This is a genomic window from Streptomyces sp. NPDC043896, assembly GCF_056435605.1.
Window position 1 is genome coordinate 1 of the sequence record NZ_JBWKEE010000027.1, and the last position, 22,663, is coordinate 22,663.

The following is a 22,663-nucleotide window of genomic DNA, read 5'->3' on the forward strand; positions in this document are numbered from 1 at the left end:
GGGGCTTGTTGGCCGCGTCGGCTGGTGAGGAGGAGGTCGCGGACGCCGTGTTCGGTGACGAGGTGGCGGGCGAAGAGTGCGCCGAGGCCGCCGGTGCCGCCGGTGACCAGGACGGTCCCGTCGCCGAAGGCGGCCTCCTCGGTCGGCTCGGACACGGTAGCCCGTGCCAGACGGGGGACGAGTACGGCCCCGTCCCGTACGGCGATCTGGTCCTCGCCGGCCGCGAGGGCGGCGGAGGCCTGGGACCAGTCGGCTTCGATGTCGGTGGTTTCGACGAGGGCGAAGCGGCCCGGGTTCTCGGCCTGTGCGGACCGGACGAGTCCCCAGACGGCGGCGGTGACGGGGTCCTGCCGGCGGGCGGTGAAGACGAGGCGCGCGGGCCGCTCCTCAGCCAGCCAAGCCTGTACGAGTCCCAGTGCCTCGGTGACGGCCGCGTGGAGCTCCCCGCCCGGGGTCGGGGTCACTACGTACTCGGGCGCGTCCTGGCCCTCCTCGCCCAGCCGGGCCCATGAGCCGACAGCCCCGGCCTCAGGCGTGACCTCGGTCCACTCCACCCGGAACAGCGCGTCCCGCAGCCCCGCCGCAGCGGGGTCACCGAGCTGCTCGGCCGATACGGCGCGCAGTGCGAGCGATTCCACCGTGGCGACGGGTGCTCCGGCCTGGTCGGTGAGCGTCAGCGAGACCGCATCGGTCCCGGCCGGGGCGATCCGTACCCGCAGGGCGGAAGCCCCGGAGGCGTGCAGTGCGACCCCCGTCCAGGCGAACGGCAGCCGCGCCCCGCCCCCGCCCTCGGCGTTGACGAAGGAGCCGAGCCCGATGCCGTGCAGGGCGGCGTCCAGCAGGGCCGGATGCAGCCCGAACCGGCCCGCCTCGCCGGCCGCCGCCTCCGGGAGCGTCACCTCGGCGTACACGTCCTCGCCGAGGCGCCAGGCGGCCTTCAGCCCCTGGAAGGCGGGCCCGTAGCCGAAGCCGAGCCGGATCAGCTCCTCGTACATGCCATCCGTGTCGAGGCGGGTGGCCTCCGGGGGCGGCCAGGCGCCGACCGGGACGTCCGTCGTACCGGGCGCGGCCGCGACGGCGCCACTGGCGTGCCGGACCCACGGCTCGTCGGCGTCCACGTCCTCCGGGCGGGAGAACAGGCTCAGCGCCCGCCGCCCCCGGCCGTCCGGCTCGGCCAGCATCAGCCGCAGCTGGACACCGCCACCGTCGCGCGGGAGGACGAGCGGCGCCTCGATCGTCAGGTCGTCCAGCAGCCCGCAGCCGACTTCGTCACCGGCCCGTACGGCCAGCTCCACCATGGCGGCGCCGGGGAAGACGACCTGGCCGTGCACCTGGTGGTCGACCAGCCACGGCTGCGAACGCAACGACAGCCGGCCGGTGAAGAGCATCCCGGGCCCGCCCGGCAGGGCGACCGCCGCACCCAGCAGCGGGTGATCGGCGGCGGTGACGCCGGCCGAGGCCACATCGCCGACCGAGCCCACGGAGGTGGACACCCAGTAGGTGCGGTGCTGGAAGGCGTAGGTGGGGAGGTCGACGCGGGAGACGGCCGAACCGGCGAAGAAGGCGGTGCGGTCGGCCACGGCTCCGGCGGCGAGGAGCCGCCCCAGACCGGTGACGGCGGCGACGGCCTCGTCACGGTCACGGCGGAGGGTGGGGACGAGAGCGGTGCTCTCGCTGCCGAGGCAGTCGCGGGCCATGGCCGTCAGGACCCCGTCGGGGCCCAGCTCCAGCAGGGTGGTGGCGCCTTCGGTTTCGAGGGTGCGGATGGTGTCGTGGAAGCGGACGGTTTCGCGGACGTGGGTGACCCAGTAGTCGGGGTGCGCGATCTCGTCGGTGACGAGGCCGCCGGTGAGCGCGGAGACGAAGGCGATCTCCGGCGGGCGGAAGTCCAGCCCGGCGATGGTGGTGCGGAAGTCTTCCAGCATGGGGTCCATGAGGGGGGAGTGGAAGGCGTGGCTGACGCGCAGGGCCTTGGACTTGACGCCCTGCTCCGCGAGCCGTGCCACCACGCCTTCGACGGCCTCCCGCGCGCCGGAGATCACCACGGCCTGGGGGCCGTTGACGGCGGCGATGGCCGCGCCGGGCACGAGCAGCGGGGTGACCTGGTCCTCGCTCGCCTGGACGGAGACCATGATGCCGCCCTCGGGGAGGGCTTCCATGAGGCGTCCGCGTGCGGTGACGAGGGTGGCGGCGTCCTTGAGGGAGAGCACGCCGGCGATGTGCGCGGCGGCGATCTCGCCGACGGAGTGCCCGCCGACGAAGCGCGGTACCACGCCCCAGGATTCGACGAGCCGGTAGAGGGCGACCTCGACGGCGAACAGCGCGGGCTGCGTCATACCCGTCCGGTCGAGTGCCTCGGCGTCCTCGCCGAACACGGTCTCCTTGACCCCGCCGCCCAGTTCCGCGCACACCGCGTCGAAGGCCTCGGCGAACACCGGGAAGGCTTCGTACAGCCCACGTCCCATGCCCAGGCGCTGGCTGCCCTGACCCGTGAACAGCACCGCCGGACCGTCGCCCGGGCCCGCCACGGCTCCGCCGTCGCGTTCCAGGGCCCGCAGCCCCGTCAGGACCTCCTCACGGTCCCGTCCCACCACGGCCGCACGGTGCTCCAGCTCCGTACGCCCCGTCAGGGAGTGGGCGACGTCGGCGATGTCCAGCTTGGGGTGCCGCTCCAGGTGCTCGGCCAGCCGGGCGGCCTGCGCCCGCAGGGCCTCCGCCGAGTGACCCGACAGCAGCAGCGGGACCGGGCCGGAAAGGGGCTTCCCGGCGGTCCCCGCGTCGGCGGGCTCGGGCTCCGGGGCCTGCTCCAGGATCACGTGGGCGTTCGTACCGCTGATGCCGAACGAGGAGACGCCGGCGCGGCGGGCCCGCCCGGTCTCGGGCCACGGCCGGCCCTCGGTCAGCAGTTCCACCGCGCCCGCCGACCAGTCGATCTCCGCCGACGGGGCGTCCACGTGCAGGGTCCGGGGGAGGACCCCGTGGCGGATCGCCTGCACCATCTTGATGATGCTCGCGACGCCGGCGGCGGCCTGGGTGTGCCCGATGTTCGACTTCACGGAGCCCAGCCACAGCGGCCGGTCCGCCTCGCGGTCCTGCCCGTACGTGGCCAGCAGTGCCTGCGCCTCGATGGGGTCGCCCAGCTTCGTGCCCGTCCCGTGTGCCTCCACGGCGTCGACGTCGGCGCTGGTCAGGCCCGCGTTCTCCAGTGCCTGGCGGATGACGCGCTGCTGGGAGGGGCCGTTGGGGGCGGTCAGGCCGTTGCTGGCGCCGTCCTGGTTGACGGCGGAGCCGCGTACGACCGCCAGCACCCGGTGCCCGTTGCGGACGGCGTCCGACAGGCGCTCGACGAGCAGCATGCCGACGCCCTCCGCGAAGCCCGTGCCGTCGGCGCCGTCCGCGAAGGACTTGCAGCGGCCGTCGGGGGCGAGACCGCGCTGCCGGCTGAACTCCACGAACGTCGAGGGGGTGGACATCACCGTCACACCGCCGGCGAGGGCCATCGTGCACTCGCCGCGCCGCAGTGCCTGCGCGGCCAGGTGCAGGGCCACCAGGGACGCCGAGCAGGCCGTGTCGACCGTCACCGCCGGGCCCTCCAGGCCCAGGACGTACGAGATGCGGCCCGACACCACGCTGGCCGCGCTCCCCGTGCCCACGTACCCGCCGAGGTCGTCGGGGGAGGCGGCGGCGAGGCTCCCGTAGTCCTGGCCGTTGGTGCCGATGAACACGCCGGTCGCCGACCCGCGCAGCGGGGCCGCGTCCAGACCGGCCCGCTCCACCGCCTCCCAGGCCGTCTCCAGCAGCAGCCGCTGCTGCGGGTCCATGGCGAGGGCCTCGCGCGGCGAGATCCCGAAGAAACCGGCGTCGAACTCCGCCGCGCCGCGCAGGAAGCCGCCCTCACGGACGTACGAGGTGCCGGTCCGCCCGGGGTCCTCGTCCACCAGGCCGTCGAGGTCCCAGCCCCGGTCGGCCGGGAACGGGGTGATGCCGTCCGCGCCCGCCGACAGCAGCTCCCAGAAGTCCTCCGGGGAATCCACCCCGCCGGGGAAGCGGCAGCTCATACCGACGATGGCGATCGGCTCGCCCGCGGCGGCCTCCACCTCGCGCAGGCGGTCGTTCGCCTTGTCCAGGTCGGACGTGATGCGCTTCAGGTACTGGAGGAGCTTCGCTTCGTTGGACATGCTGAAAGGTCACCCGGTTCGTGTGGTGTGGCGGCGTGGCGGGGCATGGCGTGGCGCGGGGCATGGCGGGGGCGAGGGGGGTGCGTACGTACGGCGGGGGGCGGGCCGGGCCCGCCCCCGGGCTCAGAGGGCCCCGTACTTCTGGTCGATGTAGGCGAAGACGTCCCCGGCGTCGGCGTCGTCGAGTTCCGTGCCGAAGAGTTCGTCCTCCCCGGCCGGGGCGAGCTTCGCCAGCAGCACGCGCAGCCGGTCGGCCAGTTCGGCGCGTGCCTCGCCGTCCTCGTCGAGGGCGAGCGCCGCCCGTTCCAGCCGTTCCACGTCCTCGATGAGGGCGCCGGCCGGGTCCGCGTCGAGCTTCAGCTCCGTCAGGAGGTGCTGGGCGAGCGCGAGGGGCGTCGGGTAGTCGAACACCATGGTGGGGCTGAGCCGCATCCCGGCGACCGCGCCCAGCCGGTTGCGGAACTCGACGGCCGTCAGCGAGGCGAAGCCCAGCTCGCGGAAGGTCCGGTGGGGCTGGAGCATCCGCTTGTCGGCGTGACCGAGGACGACGGCGGCGTGCACGCACACCAGGTCCACCAGGGCCGCCGTCCGCTTCTCGGGAGCGAGAGCGGCGATCTGTTCCCGGAGCCCCGCTCCGGCCGTGGCCGTGCCACCGCCGGAGCCGGTCACCGCGTCCCCGGCGCCCAGCACCTTCGCGGCCTCGGGCACGCCCGAGATGAGCGCGCTCGGACGTCCGGACGTGAAGTCCGGGGCGAACCGGGCCCAGTCCAGGTCGCTGATCACCGCCGTCGCCGCGCCCGCCGCGACGGCCCGGGCGACCGCCGGGATCACGCTCTCGGGGCGCATCGGCACCACCCCGCCCCGCGCGAGCCGGTCGTCGACCTCGGCCGTCCCGTCGGTGGCCATGCCCCCGCCCGCCCAGGCGCCGAACGCGATCGAGGTGGCCGGCAGCCCGAGCCCCCGCCGCTGCTCGGCGAGCGCGTCCAGACCGGCGTTGGCGGCGGCGTAGTTGGCCTGTCCGGGGGAGCCCAGCGTGCCCGCGACCGAGGAGAACAGGACGAAGGCGTCCAGCTCCAGGTCCCGGGTGAGCACGTCGAGGTGCCCCGCCGCGGCCGTCTTCGCCCGCAGCACGGCCTCGAACCGCTCCGGCGTCAGGCCCTCCACCAGACCGTCGTCGAGGGTGCCGGCGGTGTGGAGGACGGCGGTGAGGGGTTCGTCGGCGGGGATGGTGTCGAGTAGGGCGCGCAGGGCGTGGGGGTCTGCTGTGTCGCAGGCGGTGATGGTGGTGGGTACGCCGAGTCGGGTGAGGTCGGTGAGGAGTTGGCCGGCGCCGGGGGCGTGGGGTCCGCGTCGGCTGGTGAGGAGGAGCCGGGTGGCTCCGTTGGCGGCGAGCCAGCGGGCGAAGCGGGCGCCGAGGGCGCCGGTTCCGCCGGTGACCAGGACGGTGCCGCGCGGGGTCCACACGGGGGCATCCGTCCGCGGAGCGGTGCGGGTCAGGCGGCGTCCGAAGACGCCGGAGGCCCGTACGGCCACCTGGTCCTCACCGTCCGCCGACGCCAGCAGCGCCGCCAGCCGGTCCTGGACCCGCCGCTCCGACAGGTCCCCGGGGAGGTCCACCAGACCGCCCCACAGCTGCGGGCACTCCAGGGCGGCGACCCGGCCGAAGCCCCAGACCTCCGCCTGCGCCGCGTCGGCGGGACGCTCACCCGGCTCGGCCGCGACGGCCCCCCGGGTGGCCACCCACAGCGGGGCCGTGGACGCCACGTCCCCGAGGGCCTGGAGCAGCAGCAGGTTCCCGGCGAGCCCGCCCGACACGGCGGAGCCGTCCGTACGCGGCCGGGTGTCCGGCGCGAGCAGCGACAGCACGCCCGACAGCTCGGGGGTCCGCGGCCCGGTCAGCCAAGCCCGGTACTCCGCACGGCCCGCCGCCGGGTCCCCCGGCACGGCCCGCACCAGCACCTCGGCACCGTGCCGCGTCAGTGCCCCGGCCACCGACTCCGTCCAGGCGTCGGCCTCCTGACCGGCGGGCACCGCCACCAGCCAGGTCCCCGACAGCACCGGACGCGCCCGCTCCTCGGCGAGCCGCGCCCAGGTGACCTCGTACGTCCAGTCCGCCGAAGCCGAGCGCTCCCGCTCCCGGGCCCGCCAGGCGGCGAGCAGCGGGAGCGCGGAGCGCAGCGCCTCCAGTGCCGCCGGGTCCTCCCCGGCCTCCCCGAGGTCGAGGGCCGAGGCGAGCCCGTCGGGGTCGGACGCCTCGACGGCCTCCCAGAAGCGGGCGTCGGCCGGGCCGCCCTGAGCGGTGCCCGAAGGGGTGGTGGTGTCGAGCCAGTAGGAGGCGCGCTGGAAGGCGTAGGTGGGGAGGTCGACGAACGGCGCTCCGGCGTCGGCGCCGACGCCGGCGAAGAAGGCGGTGCGATCGGCGAGGCCGTTGGCGGTGAACAGCTGCGCCAGGGCGGCGACCGCGCTCTCGGCCTCGTCACGGTCACGGCGGAGGGTGGGGACGAGAGCGGTGCTCTCGCTGCCGAGGCAGTCGCGGGCCATGGCCGTCAGGACCCCGTCGGGGCCCAGCTCCAGCAGGGTGGTGGCGCCTTCGGCTTCGAGGGTGCGGATGGTGTCGTGGAAGCGGACGGTTTCGCGGACGTGGGTGACCCAGTAGTCGGGGTGCGCGATCTCGTCGGACACCAGGCCGCCGGTGAGCGCGGAGACGAAGGCGATCTCCGGCCGGTGGAAGTCCAGCCCGGCGATGGTGGTGCGGAACTCCTCCAGCATGGGGTCCATGAGGGGGGAGTGGAAGGCGTGGCTGACGCGCAGGGCCTTCGACTTGACCCCGGTCGCGTTCAGCTGGGCGACGACATTCTCGACGGCCTCCCGCGCGCCGGAGATCACCACGGCCTGGGGCCCGTTGACGGCGGCGATGGCAGCGCCGGGCACGAGCAGCGGAGTGACCTGGTCCTCGCCGGCCTGGACGGAGACCATGACCCCGCCCTCCGGCAGGGCTTCCATCAGGCGTCCGCGTGCGGTGACCAGCGTGGCGGCGTCAGCCAGGGAGAGCACCCCGGCGATGTGCGCGGCGGCGATCTCGCCCACCGAGTGCCCGCCCACGAAGCGCGGCACCACGCCCCACGACTCGACGAGCCGGTAGAGGGCGACCTCGACGGCGAACAGCGCCGGCTGCGTCATACCCGTCCGGTCGAGTGCCTCGGCGTCCTCGCCGAACACGGTCTCCTTGACCCCGCCGCCCAGTTCCGCGCACACCGCGTCGAAGGCCTCGGCGAACACCGGGAAGGCTTCGTAGAGCCCGCGGCCCATGCCCGGCCGCTGGCTGCCCTGACCCGTGAACAGCACGGCCAGGCGGCCGCGCCCCGTGGCGTGGCCCGTCACCACGGCGGCGTTCGGCTCACCGGAGGCGATGGCCTCCAGCCCCCGGGTCAGGCTCTCGGTGTCCCGGCTCACGACCACCGCGCGGTGTTCCAGCTCGGCGCGGCGGGTCAGCGCGTACGCCACCTCGTCCACGCGCAGGTCCGGCCGCTCCTCCACGAAGGCCAGCAGGCGTTCCGCCTGTGCCCGCAGCGCCTCGGCCGAACGGCCCGACACGACGACCGGCACCGGCACCGGCACCGGCCCGGCCACCGAATCCCCGACGGGGGCGACGGGTTCCGCCTCGGGAGCCGCCTCCAGGATCACGTGCGCGTTCGTCCCGCTCGCGCCGAACGAGGAGACGCCCGCCCTGCGCGCCCGCCCGGTCCCGGGCCAGGACCGCTGCTCGGTCAGCAGTTCCACCGCCCCGGCCGCCCAGTCGATGCCGGAGGACGGTACGTCGACGTGCAGGGTCCGGGGCAGCACGCCGTGCCGCATGGCCTGCACCATTTTGATCACTCCGCCGACGCCGGCGGCGGCCTGCGTATGCCCGACGTTCGACTTGAGCGAGCCCAGCCACAGCGGCCGGCCCGGCTCGCGGCCCTGGCCGTAGGTGGCGAGCAGCGCCTGTGCCTCGATGGGGTCACCGAGCTTGGTACCCGTCCCGTGCGCCTCCACGGCGTCGACGTCGGCGGGGGTGAGGCCCGCGCTGTCGAGGGCCTGGCGGATGACGCGCTGCTGGGAGGGGCCGTTGGGGGCGGTGAGTCCGTTGCTGGCGCCGTCCTGGTTGACGGCGGAGCCGCGTACGACCGCCAGCACCCGGTGCCCGTTGCGCACGGCGTCCGACAGCCGCTCGACGAGCAGCATGCCGACGCCCTCCGCGAAGCCCGTGCCGTCCGCGCCCTCCGCGAAGGACTTGCAGCGGCCGTCGGCGGCCAGGCCGCCCTGCTTCATGAAGTCGAGGAACATCACCGGGGTGGACATCACCGTCGCACCGCCCGCGAGGGCCATCGTGCACTCCCCGCGCCGCAGCGACTGCACCGCCAGGTGCAGTGCCACCAGCGAAGAGGAGCAGGCCGTGTCGACCGTCACCGCCGGGCCCTCCAGGCCCAGGACGTACGAGACGCGCCCCGAGGCGACACTGCCGGCGCTGCCGTTGACCAGATGGCCCTGGAGCTCCTCGGGGACCTCGGCGACGCTCGTCCCGTAGTCGTGGTACATCAGCCCGGCGAACACGCCGACCCGCTCGCCCTTCACCGACAGCGGATCGATCCCGGCCCGCTCGAAGGCCTCCCACGAGGTCTCCAGCAGCAGCCGCTGCTGCGGGTCCATCGCCTGCGCCTCGCGCGGCGAGATGCCGAAGAAGTCCGCGTCGAAGCGGTCCGCCCCGTACAGGAAACCGCCGACCGGGTCGTGGCCGGACGGGGCGTAGGCCCCGCCGACGTTCCAGCCCCGGCCGGCGGGGAAGGCCGACATCCCGTCCGTACCCGAGGAGACCAGCTCCCACAGGTCCTCCGGCGATTCGACCCCGCCGGGGTACCGGCAGCTCATTCCGACGATGGCGATCGGTTCGCCCGCGGCGGCCTCCGCCTCGCGCAGGCGTCGCCTCGTCTCCTGGAGGTCGGCGGTCGCCTTGCGGAGGTAACTGCGGAGCTTCTCCTCACTGTCTGCCATCGGGGAGTCGATCCGTTCCTGTAGTAGCCGTCGTCCGGGCCTGCTACAAGTCGCTGTCGATCAGGGCGAACAGCTCGTCGTCGCTGGCGGAATCGATGCTCACCGAGGTGTCTGGATTCTCACTTGAACCGGCCGGGAGGTTCCGGTCGAAGTCCCCTGCGGAACCGGCGTACTTCGCGGCCAGCTCCCGCAGCCGCTCCACGACGCGGGCCCGCTCCGGATCGGTCCCCGGGACGGAGGACAGCAGGTCGTCGACCAGTCCGAGGTCGGACAGCACCCGGTCGGCCGAAGGCCGGCGGCTGCGGGCCAGTTCCTCGCCGACGTGCCGGGCGAGGGCCAGCGGCGTCGGGTGGTCGAAGGCGAGGGTCGCCGACAGCCGCAGCCCGGTGGCGCGATTCATTCGGTTGCGGAGCTCCACCGCGCTCAGCGAGTCGAACCCGAGGGACTTGAAGGCCTGCTCCGGTTCGATCTGCGAGGCCGAGGAGTGGCCGAGGACCCCGGCGACCTGTCCGGTGACCAGTTCCACCAGCCGCTCGGTCCGCTCCGCCTCCGGCAGGGCCGCCAGCCGGTCGGCCAGACCCGGGCCGGCCTGCGCCGCCTCCGGTACCGCCGCGGTCCCGGCCGCGCCCGGCTCCTGCGCCGCCCTGCGCACGGGGACCCGTACGAGTCCGCGCAGCAGCGCCGGGAGGGTTCCGGCGGCGGCCCGCTCGCGCAGTGCGGCCGTCTCCAGCCGCAGCGCCAGCACCAGGCTCTCACCGGTGCCGTGGGCGGCGTCGAAGAACGCCAGGCCCTGCTCCGAGGACATCTCGGCGATGCCCGCCCGGCCGAGCCGGCGCACGGCCGTCTCGTCCAGGTGCTCGGTCATGGCGCTGCGCTCCGCCCAGAACCCCCAGGCCATCGCCGTGCCGGGCAGGCCGGCCGCCCGGCGGTGCGCGGCGAGGGCGTCGAGGAAGACGTTCGCCGCCGCGTAGTGCGCCTGGCCGGAGGTGCCGAAGGTGCCGGCGGCGCCGGAGAACAGGACGAACTCCGACAGGTCCAGGTCGCGGGTCAGTTCGTGCAGGTGCAGGGCCGCGTCCACCTTGGGGCGCAGGACGCGGTCCACCCGGTCGGCGCCGAGCGCGGTCAGCACCCCGTCGTCGAGGACCCCGGCGGCGTGGATCACCGCCGTCAGCGGGTGCCCGGCCGGTACGGAGTCCAGTACGGCGGCCAGCGCGTCCCGGTCGGCGGCGTCGCAGGCCTCGACGCGGGCGGTGGCGCCCAGCGCGGCGAGTTCGGCGACGAGTTCGGGCGCGCCCGGCGCGGCGGGCCCGGACCGGGTGGTCAGCAGCAGGTGCCGGACCCCGTGCGCGGTGACCAGGTGGCGGGCGACGAGCCGGCCCAGGGTGCCGGTGCCGCCGGTGACCAGGACCGTCCCCTCGGGGTCGTACCCGGCGCCCGCCGGCCCGGCGCCCGTCGGCCCGGCTCCGGTCCGCCCGGTACCGGTCCGCTCGGCGGGGGTGCCGTCGAGGCGGGCCAGCCGGGCGGCGCGTACCGTGCCGCCGCGGACCGCGAGCTGCGGTTCGTCACCGGCCGCGGCGACGGCCAGCGCGGCGGACAGGGCCTCGGGGGAGGCGCCGTCGGTGTCGAGGAGCACGAACCGGCCCGGGTGCTCCGTCTGCGCGGAGCGCAGCAGCCCCCACAGCGGGGCGTGCACGAGGTCCCGTACGGACTCGCCCGCGCCGGCCGCGACCGCCCCGCCGGTGACGAGCACCAGCCGGGTCCCGCTCAGGCGCTCCTCGGCCAGCCACCCCTGCACCAGGGCGAGGGCGTCGCGGACCGCCGCGCGCACGGCGTCGGCCGAGACCGGCCCGTCCCCGTGCGGCAGCGGCAGCACCACCGCGTCCGGGACGGGCCCGCCCCCGCCGACGGCCGCCAGCAGCGCCCCGGGACCGGAGTACCGGACCGGCTCGCCGGCACCGGTGGCGGTGACCGCCTCCGTCAGGGCCCCGGCGGCCTCCGCCACCGTCCCGGCGGCGGCGTCCTCCCCGGCGAGCAGTGCCCAGGCGGTGGTGCCGGACGCGGGGGCGGCGGCGGTGAGCGCCGTCCAGTCGAGCCGGTACAGCGGGTCGGCGGTGCGGTCGTCGCGCAGCTGCGCGTCGCTGACCTCGCGGAGGACCAGGGAGTCCACCGAGGCGACGAGCCCGCCCTCCGGGTCGGTCACGGTCACCTTGACCGCGTCCTGTCCGGCCGGGGTGAGGCGGGCCCGCACGGCGGCCGCGCCGGAACGGGCCAGGCGCACGCCCGTCCAGGCGAAGGGGAGCCGGCGGCGGCCGCCGCCCTGGAGGAACGTGCCGTGCAGGGCCGCGTCGAACAGCGCCGGGTGCAGTCCGTACGCGGCGGCCTCGCCGTGCAGGCCGGCGGGCAGCGCCACCTCCGCGAAGACCTCCTCGCCGCTGCGCCAGGCGGCGCTCAGCCCGCGGAAGGCCGGGCCGTACTCGTAGCGGGCCCCGTCGAAGGCCGCGTACAGCGCGTCGAGGTCGACGGGTTCGGCGTCGTCGGGCAGCCAGTCGGCGCCGGAGCCGGCCGCATCGGAGCCGGCCGCGCCGGAGGCCTCCCGGTACGCGTCCGTGCCGGGGGCGAGGACGCCGGTGGCGTGCCGCAGCCAGGGCGCGTCGGTGTCCGCGTCCGCGCCGATCCGCGAGTACACCCCCAGCGTCCGCCGGCCGTCGCCGTCGGCGGCGCCGACCGCCAGGTGGAGTTCCACGGAGCCCTGCTCGGGCAGCAGCAGCGGGTTCTCCAGGGTGAGTTCCTCCACGGCCGCGCACCCGGCCTGCTCCCCGGCGTGCAGGGCCAGCTCCGCGAAGGCCGTGCCCGGCAGCAGCAGCGTGCCGGAGACCCCGTGGTCGGCGAGCCAGCCGTGGGTCCGGGTGGACAGCCGGCCGGTCAGGACGAGCCCGCCCGAGTCCGGCAGGGGGCTCCGCGCACCGAGCAGCGGGTGCGCGGCCGGGGCCAGCCCGAGCGCGGCGGCCGCCTCGGCGGGGGAACCGCCGCGGGAGGTGTCCAGCCACAGCCGCTGCCGCTGGAACGGGTACGTCGGCAGGCCCGCGCGGGCCCCGCCGGGGGTGCCGGCCGGGAACAGGGACTCGCGGTCGAACCCGGCGCCCTGGACGTGGAGTTCGGCGAGGGAGGCCAGCAGCCTCGCCCGGCCGCCCTCACCCCGGCGCAGCGAGCCGACGGCCACCACGGGCGAGCCGGAGTCCGCGGCCGTGTCCTGCACCCCGGAGACCAGTACCGGGTGCGGGCTGACCTCGACGAAGAAGCGGTGGTCGTGCTCCAGCAGCAGCCGCGTGGCCTGCTCGAACCGCACGGTGCCGCGCAGGTTCTCGTACCAGTACGCGCCCGTCAGGCGGGTGGTGTCGACGGGCGCCCCGGTGACCGTGGAGTAGAACGGGACCTCCGCCGCCCGGGGGGAGACCGGCGCCAGCAGACGGGCCAGCTCCTCGCGGATCTCCTCCACGTAGGGGGAGTGGGAGGCGTAGTCGACGGGGATGCGGCGGGCGCGGACGCCGTCGCGTTCGCAGCGTTCCAGCAGCTCTTCCAGGGCCGTGGTCTCGCCCGCGACGACGGTCGAGGACGGACCGTTGACGGTCGCCACGGCCAGGACGTCCGCCCGGTCCGCGATCAGCGCGGCCACCTCGGCGGCCGGCCTGGCCACCGACACCATGCCGCCGCGTCCGGCGATCGCCCCGAGGGCCTGGCTGCGCAGCGCCACGACCAGGGCGCCGTCCTCCAGCGACAGGGCCCCGGCGACGACGGCCGCGGCGATCTCGCCCTGGGAGTGGCCGACCACCGCGTCCGGGTGGACGCCGTACGAACGCCACAGCGCGGCGAGGGACACCATCACGGCGAACAGGACCGGCTGGACCACGTCCACGCGCTCCAGCGACGGTGCGCCCTCCGCGTCGCGCAGCACCTCGGTCAGCGACCAGTCGGTGAAGCGGCCCAGGGCCTCCTCGCACTCGGCGATCCGCGCCGCGAACACCGGAGACTCGTCCATCAGCCGGGCCGCCATGCCCACCCACTGCGAGCCCTGCCCGGGGAAGACGAACACGGTTCCGCCGTCCGCGGCCTGACCGTGCAGCAGCCCGGGTGCGTCGGCGTCCGCGCCGGCCGAGGCCAGCGCCTCCAGCGCCGTACGGACGCCCTCGCGCCCGTCGGCGGTGACCGCCGCCCGGTGCTCGAACGCGGTCCGCGTCGTCGCCAGCGCGTGCGCGACCTCGGCGACCGGCTGCTCCGGGTGCGCGTCGAGGTGGGCCGACAGCCGGGCCGCCTGCTCGCGCAGGGCCCGCTCGGTCCGCCCGTACAGCAGCCACGGCACCCCGTCGCCGCCGGAGCGCGCGCCGCCCGACGGGCCCTCCGGCGCCGCGTCCCGCGCTGCGCCGTCCTTCGGGACGTACTGCTCGATGACGGCGTGCGCGTTCGTGCCGCTGATGCCGAAGGCCGAGACACCGGCCCGGCGCGGGCCCGTGCCCTGCGGCCAGTCGATGGTCCGCGCCAGCGGGCGCACCGCCCCGGAGGCCCAGTCCACGTGGGAGGAGGGCGCGTCGTGGTGCAGGATCGCGGGCAGCCGCCCGTGCTCCAGCGCCAGCACCGTCTTGATCACCCCGGCCACGCCGGCCGCGGCCTGCGGGTGCGCGATGTTCGACTTCAGCGAGCCGACCCACAGCGGCCGGTCCGCGTCACGGCCCTGTCCGTACGTGGCCAGCAGCGCCTGCGCCTCGATCGGGTCGCCCAGCCGGGTGCCCGTACCGTGCGCCTCGACCATGTCCACGTCGGCGGCCGTCAGGCCCGCGTTCGCCAGCGCCTGGCGGATCACCCGCTGCTGCGAGGGCCCGCTCGGGGCGGCGAGGCCGTTGCTCGCGCCGTCCTGGTTCACCGCCGAACCGCGCAGGACGGCCAGCACCCGGTGCCCGTTGGCCTCCGCGTCGGAGAGCCGCTCCAGCACGACCATGCCCGCGCCCTCACCCCAGCCGATGCCGTCGGCCGCGTCCGAGAACGGCTTGCAGCGGCTGTCCGGAGCCAGCCCGCGCTGCCGGCTGAACTCGATGAACATCCCCGGGGCCGCCATGACCGTGACCCCGCCCGCCAGCGCCAGCCGGCACTCGCCGTCCCGCAGCGCCTGCGCCGCCATGTGCACGGTGACCAGCGAGGACGAGCAGGCCGTGTCCACCGTGTACGAGGGCCCCTCCAGGCCCAGCACGTAGCTGATCCGGCCCGACACCACACTGGAGTGCTTGCCCGTCACCAGGTAGCCCTCGAAGCCCTCCGGCGCCTCGTGCAGCCGGGAACCGTAGTCCTGGTAGCACATGCCGGCGAAGACGCCCGTCGCACTGCCGCGCAGCGTCGACGGATCGATGCCGCCGCGCTCCAGGGCCTCGTACGACACCTCCAGCAGCACCCGCTGCTGCGGGTCCATGGCCTGCGCCTCGCGCGGCGAGATCCCGAAGAAGGCCGGGTCGAAGTCGGCGGCGTCGTAGAGGAAGCCGCCCTCACGGGAGTAGCTCTTGCCGGCGGCGTCCGGGTCCGGGTCGTACAGGTCCTCCAGGTCCCAGCCGCGGTTGTCGGGCAGCCCCGACACCGCGTCCCGCTCGTTGACCATCAGCTCCCAGAACTCCTCGGGCGTGGTCACCCCGCCCGGGAAACGGCAGCCGATGCCGACGATCGCGATCGGATCGTCGTCGTGCCGCGCCGCCGCCCGCACCGCCGGTGCGGCGGCCTCCGCGCCCGGCCCGGACGGCTCGCCCACCAGCCGCGTGCGCAGGAACGCGGCGAGCGCGTTCGGCGTCGGATTGTCGAACAGCAGGGTCGTCGGCAGCCGCAGCCCGGTGGCCGCCGCCAGCCGGTTGCGCATCTGCACGACCGTCAGCGAATCGAAGCCGCTCTCCTTGAACGCGCGGGTCGCGCCGATCGCGTCGGCGGAGGCGTGCCCCAGCACGACGGCGGCCTCGGCGCGCACCAGGTCCAGCACCGCGCGGTGCTGCTCGGCGGGCGACAGCCCGGCCAGACCCGCCACCGGCGAGGGCCGGTCGCCGGCGGCCGCGCTCCGGGCCGCGGCCAGCGCCGTACGGGCCTCCGCGATCTCGGCGAGCAGCGGGCCCGGCCGGGCCGCGGCGAACCGGGGGGTGAACACCTCCCAGTCGATGTCCGAGACCACCGGCGCGCACTCCGCCCCGGCGACCGCCGGAGCCAGCGCGCGCACCGCCTGCTCGGCGGGCATGCCGGGGAAGCCGGCGCGCCGCGTGTGCTCCTCGACGGAACCGGCCATGCCGCCGCCGTCCCAGACGCCCCACGCCACCGAGGTGGCGGGCAGGCCCTGGGACCGGCGCAGCGCGGCGAGGGCGTCGAGGGAGGCGTTGGCCGCCGCGTACGCGGCCTGCCCGCCGTTGCCGAGGACACCCATCACCGAGGAGAACAGGACGAAGGCGTCCAGCTCCAGGTCCTTCGTCAGCTCGTGCAGGTGCAGCGCCGCCGTCGCCTTCGGGCGCAGTACGCCCGCCAGGGAGGCCGGCGTCAGCGAGTCGATGACCGCGTCGTCGAGGGTGCCGGCGGTGTGGAGGACGGCGGTGAGGGGTTCGTCGGCGGGGATGGTGTCGAGTAGGGCGCGCAGGGCGTGGGGGTCTGCCGTGTCGCAGGCGGTGATGGTGGTGGGTACGCCGAGTCGGGTGAGGTCGGTGTGGAGTTGGCCGGCGCCGGGGGCGTGGGGTCCGCGTCGGCTGGTGAGGAGGAGTCGGGTGGCTCCGTTGGCGGCGAGCCAGCGGGCGAAGCGGGCGCCGAGGGCGCCGGTTCCGCCGGTGACCAGGACGGTGCCGCGCGGGGTCCACGCGGGGGCATCGGGCTGGACGGCGGCGGCCCGTACCAAGCGGCGTCCGAAGACCCCGGAGGCCCGTACGGCCACCTGGTCCTCGCCCTCGCCGGCGGCCAGTACGCCGCTCAGCCGGCGCAGCACCGCACCGTCCACGGACTCCGGCAGGTCCACCAGCCCGCCCCAGCGGCCCGGGAGTTCCAGCGCGGCGACCGCCCCGAACCCCCACAACTGCGCCTGCTCCGGCACCGGAGCGGCGTCCGCCGCACCCGTGGCCACCGCCGACTGCGTCACGCACCACAGCGGAGCCCCGACCCCGGCCTCCCCGAGCGCCCGCACCAGCGCGAGGGTGCCCGCCAGCGCGGCCGGCACCTCCGGGTGCTCCGGATGCGTACCCGCCGCCCGGCCCAGCAGCGACAGCACGCCCCCGGGCCGCGGGAGCGCCCCCAGGGCCTCCACGAGCGCCGCCGGGCCGGCGTCCGGCCCGACCGGCAGCAGCGCCACCTCGGCGCCCCGGGCCAGCAGTTCGTCCCGTACCGCGCCGACGACCGGGTCATCGCCCGCACCCCCGGGCACCGCCAGCAGCCAGGTCCCCTGGAGGGCCGGCCGGGCCGTGTCCCGCACCGGACGCCACGCCACCCGGTAGCGGCGGCCGTCCGCGTCGGACTGCTCCCGCCCCCGGTCCCGCCAGGCCGCCAGCAGCGGCAGCAGCTCGTCCACCCGGGCCGGGTCCGCCACGCCCAGGGCGCTGCCCAGCGCCTCCCGGTCGCCGCGCTCCACGGCCCCCCACAGCTCCGCCTCCCGGGCGTCGCCGCCCCCGGCGGCCGGGGCGGGGGCCGCCTCCGGCCAGAACCGCTCGCGCTGGAACGCGTACGTGGGCAGGTCCACCCGGCGCGCCCCGCCGAACAGCGGGGACCAGTCCACGGGAACCCCGTTGACGTGTGCCTCCGCCAGCGACAGCAGGAACCGGCCGGTGCCGCCCTCGCCCCGGCGGAGCGTCCCCAGCACCACGGCCTCGGAGCCGGCGGCGTCCTCGGCGGACAGGGCCGACTCGACGGTCTCCTGGATCCCGGTGGTGATCACCGGGTGCGGGCTGACCTCGACGAACACGTCGTGCCCGGTGCCCAGCAGCAGCCGGGTGGCGTCCTCGAACCGCACGGTGCCGCGCAGGTTCTCGTACCAGTACTCCCCGGTGAGGCGCGTGGTGTCGACGGGCTCCCCGGTGACGGTGGAGCAGAAGGGGACCTCCGAGGCGCGCGGGGTGACCGGCGCGAGCAGACGGGCCAGCTCCTCCCGGATCTCCTCGACGTGGTGCGAGTGCGAGGCGTAGTCGACGGGCACCCGGCGGGCCCGGATCCCGTCCCGCTCGGCGGCGGCCATCAGCTCGTCGAGCGCGGCCGAGTCACCCGAAACCACCGTCGACAGCGGCCCGTTGACCGCGGCCACCCCGATCCGCCCGTCCCAGGCCCCGATCAGCGAGCGGGCCCCGTCCACGGGCAGCGGCAGGAACACCATGCCGCCGCGTCCGGCGATCGCCCCGAGGGCCCGGCTGCGCAGCGCCACGACCAGGGCGCCGTCCTCCAGCGACAGGGCCCCGGCGACGACGGCCGCGGCGATCTCGCCCTGCGAGTGGCCGACCACCGCGTCCGGCCGCACCCCGTACGAACGCCACAGCGCGGCGAGGGACACCATCACCGCGAACAGCGCGGGCTGGACCACGTCCACCCGCTCCAGCGACGGCGCGCCCTCCGCGTCCCGCAGCACCTCCGTCAGCGACCAGTCGGTGAACGGCGCGAGCGCCGCCCCGCACTCCTCGATCCGCGCCGCGAACACCGGCGACTCGTCCATCAGCCGGGCCGCCATGCCCACCCACTGCGAGCCCTGCCCCGGGAACACGAACACCGTCTTGCGGCCGGCGGCCGCCCGGCCGCGCACCACCCGCGCGTCGGCCTCGTCCCGGGCCAGCGCGTCCAGTCCGGCCAGCAGCTCGGCCCGGTCGGCGCCCACCACCACGGCCCGGTGCTCCAGGGCACTGCGCGAGGAGACCAGCGAGGCCCCGATGCCGGCCGGATCCGCCTCCGGCGAGGCCTCCGCGTGCGCGCGCAGCCGGGCCGCCTGCGCGCGCAGCGCCTCGGCGCCGTGCGCGGACACGGCCCACGCCACCGCCGCCGGCGCCGTGCCCGCGCCGCCCTCCCGGGGGGAGACGGCCGGCTCGGGGGCCTGCTCCAGAATCAGGTGCGCGTTGGTGCCGCTGATGCCGAACGAGGACACGGCGGCCCGGCGCACACCGGAACCCGCCGGCCACGGCGTGGCCTCGGTCAGCAGCTCCACCCCGCCCGCCGACCAGTCCACGTGCGGGGTGGGTTCGTCCACGTGCAGGGTCTTGGGGAGCACTCCGTGGCGCAGCGCCTCCACCATCTTGATCACGCCGGCCACGCCGGCCGCCGCCTGCGCGTGCCCGATGTTCGACTTGAGGGAGCCCAGCCGCAGCGGCTCGCCGCCCGCGCGGCCCCGGCCGTACGTGGCCAGCAGCGCCTGCGCCTCGATCGGGTCCCCGAGCTTCGTGCCGGTGCCGTGCGCCTCGACGGCGTCCACGTCGGCGGTGGTCAGGCCCGCGTCGGCCAGGGCCCGGCGGATGACCCGCTGCTGCGAGGGGCCGTTGGGGGCGGTCAGGCCGTTGCTGGCGCCGTCCTGGTTCACCGCCGAACCGCGGATGACGGCGAGCACGTCGTGCCCGTTGCGCTCCGCGTCCGACAGCCGCTCCAGCACCACCAGCCCGACGCCCTCGGCCCAGCCGGTCCCGTCGGCGGCCGCCGCGAAGGCCTTGCAGCGGCCGTCCTCGGACAGCCCGCGCTGCCGGCTGAACTCGACGAACATGCCCGGCGTCGACAGCACCGTCGCACCGCCCGCCAGCGCCAGCGACACCTCCCCGCGCCGCACCGCCTGCGCGGCCAGGTGCAGCGCGACGAGCGAGGACGAGCAGGCCGTGTCCACCGTGAGGGCCGTGCCCTCGAAGCCGTACGTGTAGGAGATGCGGCCCGATGCCACGCTGGGCGTAGCGCCGGTCAGCGCGTAGCCCTCGGAGCCGTCCGACACCTCGTGCAGCCGGGAGCCGTACTCCTGCGCCGTCGCGCCGACGAACACGCCCGTGTCGCTGCCGCGCAGCGTGGCGACGTCGATCCCGGCGCGCTCCAGGGCCTCCCAGGACACCTCCAGCAGCAGCCGCTGCTGCGGCTCCATCGCGGCCGCCTCGCGCGGGGAGATGCCGAACGCGCCGGCGTCGAAGCGGGTGGCGTCGTAGAGGAAGCCGCCGGAGCGGGTGTACGTCGTACCGGGGCGCGAGGGGTCCGCGTCATAGAGGCCTTCCAGGTCCCAGCCGCGGTCGGAGGGGAAACCGGAGATGGCGTCCGTGCCCTCGGCGACCAGGTTCCACAGGTCCTCGGGGGAGTTGACCCCGCCGGGCAGGCGGCAGGCCATGCCGACGATCGCGATCGGCTCGTCGTCCCCGCCGCCCTCACCGGCCGCCCGTTCGGCCGGGGCCGGTCCGGCGGGGTCGTCCGCGCCGAACAGCTCGGCCTCCAGGTGGCGGCCGACGGACGCCGGGGTGGGGTAGTCGAAGAGCAGCGTCGCCGGCAGGCCCAGCCCGGTCTCGGACGCGAGCGTGCCGCGCAGCTCGACGGCGGTCAGGGAGTCCAGGCCCAGCGACTTGAAGCTGTGCGCGGGATCGATCAGGTGCGGGCCCGCGTACTCCAGCAGCGCGGCGGCGTGCGTACGGACCAGCTCGGTGAGTTCCCGGACCCGCTCGGCGCCGCCCAGCCCGGCGAGCCGCTCGCGCAGCGCGCCGCTGCCGGTGCCGGTGCCCGCCGGGGCGGGGGCCGGCACGGGGGCGGGGGCGGGTGTCCTGGCGGCGGCGGGGCCGTCGCCCAGCCAGTGGCGCTCGCGCTGGAAGGCGTAAGTGGGCAGGCCGAACAGCGGCGCCCCGGCGGGCCGTCCGAGCGGCAGCCGGCCGAGGACGCCGTGGGCGTACAGCGTCGCCGTCGCCGTCAGCAGAGCCCGGGCCTCGTCGCCCTGCCGGCGCAGCGAGGGCACCAGGACGGCGGAGCCCTCGTCGGTGAGGCAGGGGCGGGCCATGGCGGTGAGGACCGCGTCGGGGCCCAGCTCCAGTACGGCGGTCGCGCCTTCGGTTTCCAGGGTGCGGATGGTGTCGTGGAAGCGGACGGTTTCGCGGACGTGGGTGACCCAGTAGTCGGGCTGTGCGATCTCGTCGGTGACGAGGCCGCCGGTGAGCGCGGAGACGAAGGCGATCTCCGGCCGGTGGAAGTCCAGCCCGGCGATGGCGGCGCGGAAGTCTTCCAGCATGGGGTCCATGAGGGGGGAGTGGAAGGCGTGGCTGACGCGCAGGGCCTTCGACTTCACGTCCAGTTCGGCCAGCCGCACGACGACGCCGTGCACGGCCTCCCGCGCGCCGGAGATGACGACGGCCTGGGGGCCGTTGATCGCGGCGATGGCCGCGCCGGGCACGAGCAGCGGGGTGACGTCGTCCTCGCTCGCCTGGACGGAGACCATGACGCCGCCCTCCGGCAGGGCTTCCATGAGGCGTCCGCGTGCGGTGACGAGGGTGGCGGCGTCCTTGAGGGAGAGCACGCCGGCGATGTGCGCGGCGGCGATCTCGCCCACCGAGTGCCCGCCGACGAAGCGCGGCACCACGCCCCACGACTCGACGAGCCGGTAGAGCGCGACCTCGACGGCGAACAGTGCGGGCTGGGTGGTGCCCGTCCGGTCCAGGGCGCCGGAGTCCTCGCCGAACACGGTGTCCTTGATGCCGTCGCCCAGTTCCGCGCACACCGCGTCGAAGGCCTCGGCGAACACCGGGAAGGCTTCGTACAGTCCACGGCCCATGCCCGGGCGCTGGCTGCCCTGGCCGGTGAAGAGGACGGCCAGGTCGCGTTCCCCCGTCGCGGTCCCCCGCACCAGCCCCGCCGCCCGCTGGTCCCGGGCGAGGGCGTCCAGCCCCCGGCCCAGCTCTTCCCGGTCGGCGGCGACGACCACCGCCCGGTGCCCGAAGGCCGTACGGGTGCCGGCCAGCGCCTCGGCCAGGGCCTGCGGCCGTGCGTCGGCGTGCTCGTCGAGCCAGCTCCGCAGCCGCCCGGCCTGGGCGCGCAGGGCCTCCGGGGTGGTGCCGGAGACCGTGTACGGCAGCGGCCGCCCGGCCTCGGCGCCCTCGGCGCCCTCGGCGGCACCGGAGTTCCGGGCCTCGGCGCCCGAGGCCGTCCGCGGGGCCTCCTCCAGCACGAGGTGGCAGTTCGTACCGCCCATGCCGAAGGAGCTGACGCCCGCGACGAGCGGCCGGCCCGGCTCCACGGGCCACGGACGGGACCCGGTGACCACGTCGAGGCGCAGCTCGTCCAGCGGGATGTCCGGGTTGGGCGTCTCGAAGTGCAGGCTCGGCGCCAGCTCGCGGCGGCCCAGGCTCAGCAGCGTCTTGATCAGGCCGGCGATGCCCGCCGCGCCCTCCAGGTGCCCGATGTTCGTCTTCACCGAGCCGACGAGCAGCGGCCGGTCCGCCGCCCGGCCCGCCCCGAGCACCGCGCCGAGCGCGGCGGCCTCCACGGGGTCGCCGACCGCGGTGCCCGTGCCGTGCAGCTCCACGTACTGGACCTCGCGCGGGTCGATGCCGGCCCGCTCGTAGGCCCGGCGCAGCACGTCCTCCTGGCCCTCGCGGCTGGGCGCCGTCAGGCCCGCCCCGCCGCCGTCGTTGTTGACGGCGCTGCCCGCGATGACGCCGAGCACCCGGTTCCCGTCGGCCAGGGCCCGTGCGAGGGGCTTGAGGACCACCACGCCGCCGCCCTCCCCCCGGACGAAGCCGTTGGCGCGGGCGTCGAAGGTGAAGCAGCGGCCGTCGGGGGACAGCCCGCCGAACTTGGCCGCCGTGACGGTGCTCTCGGGCGCGAGCGCCAGGTTGACCCCGCCGACGACCGCCACGGTGGACTCGCCGCCGCGCAGGCTCTCGCAGGCCATGTGCACGGCGACCAGAGAGGAGGACTGGCCGGTGTCCACGGTGATGCTCGGGCCGCGCAGGCCCAGCAGGTACGAGAGCCGGTTGGCGAGGACGCTGCGGTGCAGACCGGTGATCGTGTGGCGGCCGATCGTCTCCGGGTCCCGCTGGTACGACAGGGTGGCGTAGTCGTCCCACATGGCGCCGACGAACACCCCCGCGCGTTCACCGCGCAGCGACCCGGGCACGATCCCCGCGTGTTCGAGGGCCTCCCAGGCCAGCTCCAGCACGAGCCGCTGCTGCGGGTCCATCGAGGCGGCCTCGCGCGGCGAGATGCCGAAGAAGGCCGGGTCGAAGGTGTCGACCCGGTCCAGGTAGCCGCCCCAGCGGCTGTTCGTACGGCCCGGCACGGACGGGTCCGGGTCGTAGAACGCGGAGGCGTCCCAGCGGTCCCCGGGCACGGGGGTGATGGCGTCGACACCGTCGCTCAGCAGCCGCCACAGCGCTTCCGGGTCCGGCGCCTGGGGGAGGCGGCAGGACAGGCCGACGACCGCGATCCGGTCGTCGGCGGGCTCGGAACCGACCGGGAGGGAACCACGCGTGTCTTCAGCCATCGTC

3 protein-coding genes are annotated in these 22,663 nt (G+C 76.0%); all 3 read right to left on the reverse strand.

Going from position 1 to position 22,663, the window contains the following annotated elements:
- On the reverse strand, positions 1-4,148 hold a 4,148-nt coding region (locus AC069X_RS31140), incomplete at its 3' end, for a type I polyketide synthase (protein ID WP_478733983.1).
- A 153-nt stretch (positions 4,149-4,301) separates the two neighbouring features.
- Positions 4,302-9,209: a type I polyketide synthase gene (locus AC069X_RS31145; RefSeq protein WP_478733806.1), complete on the reverse strand. Its 4,908-nt coding sequence runs from the start codon at positions 9,207-9,209 to the stop codon at positions 4,302-4,304.
- 43 nt (positions 9,210-9,252) lie between these two features.
- Positions 9,253-22,659, reverse strand: coding sequence for a type I polyketide synthase (locus AC069X_RS31150; RefSeq protein WP_478733808.1), 13,407 nt, complete (start codon positions 22,657-22,659; stop codon positions 9,253-9,255).
- Positions 22,660-22,663 lie beyond the last annotated feature (4 nt).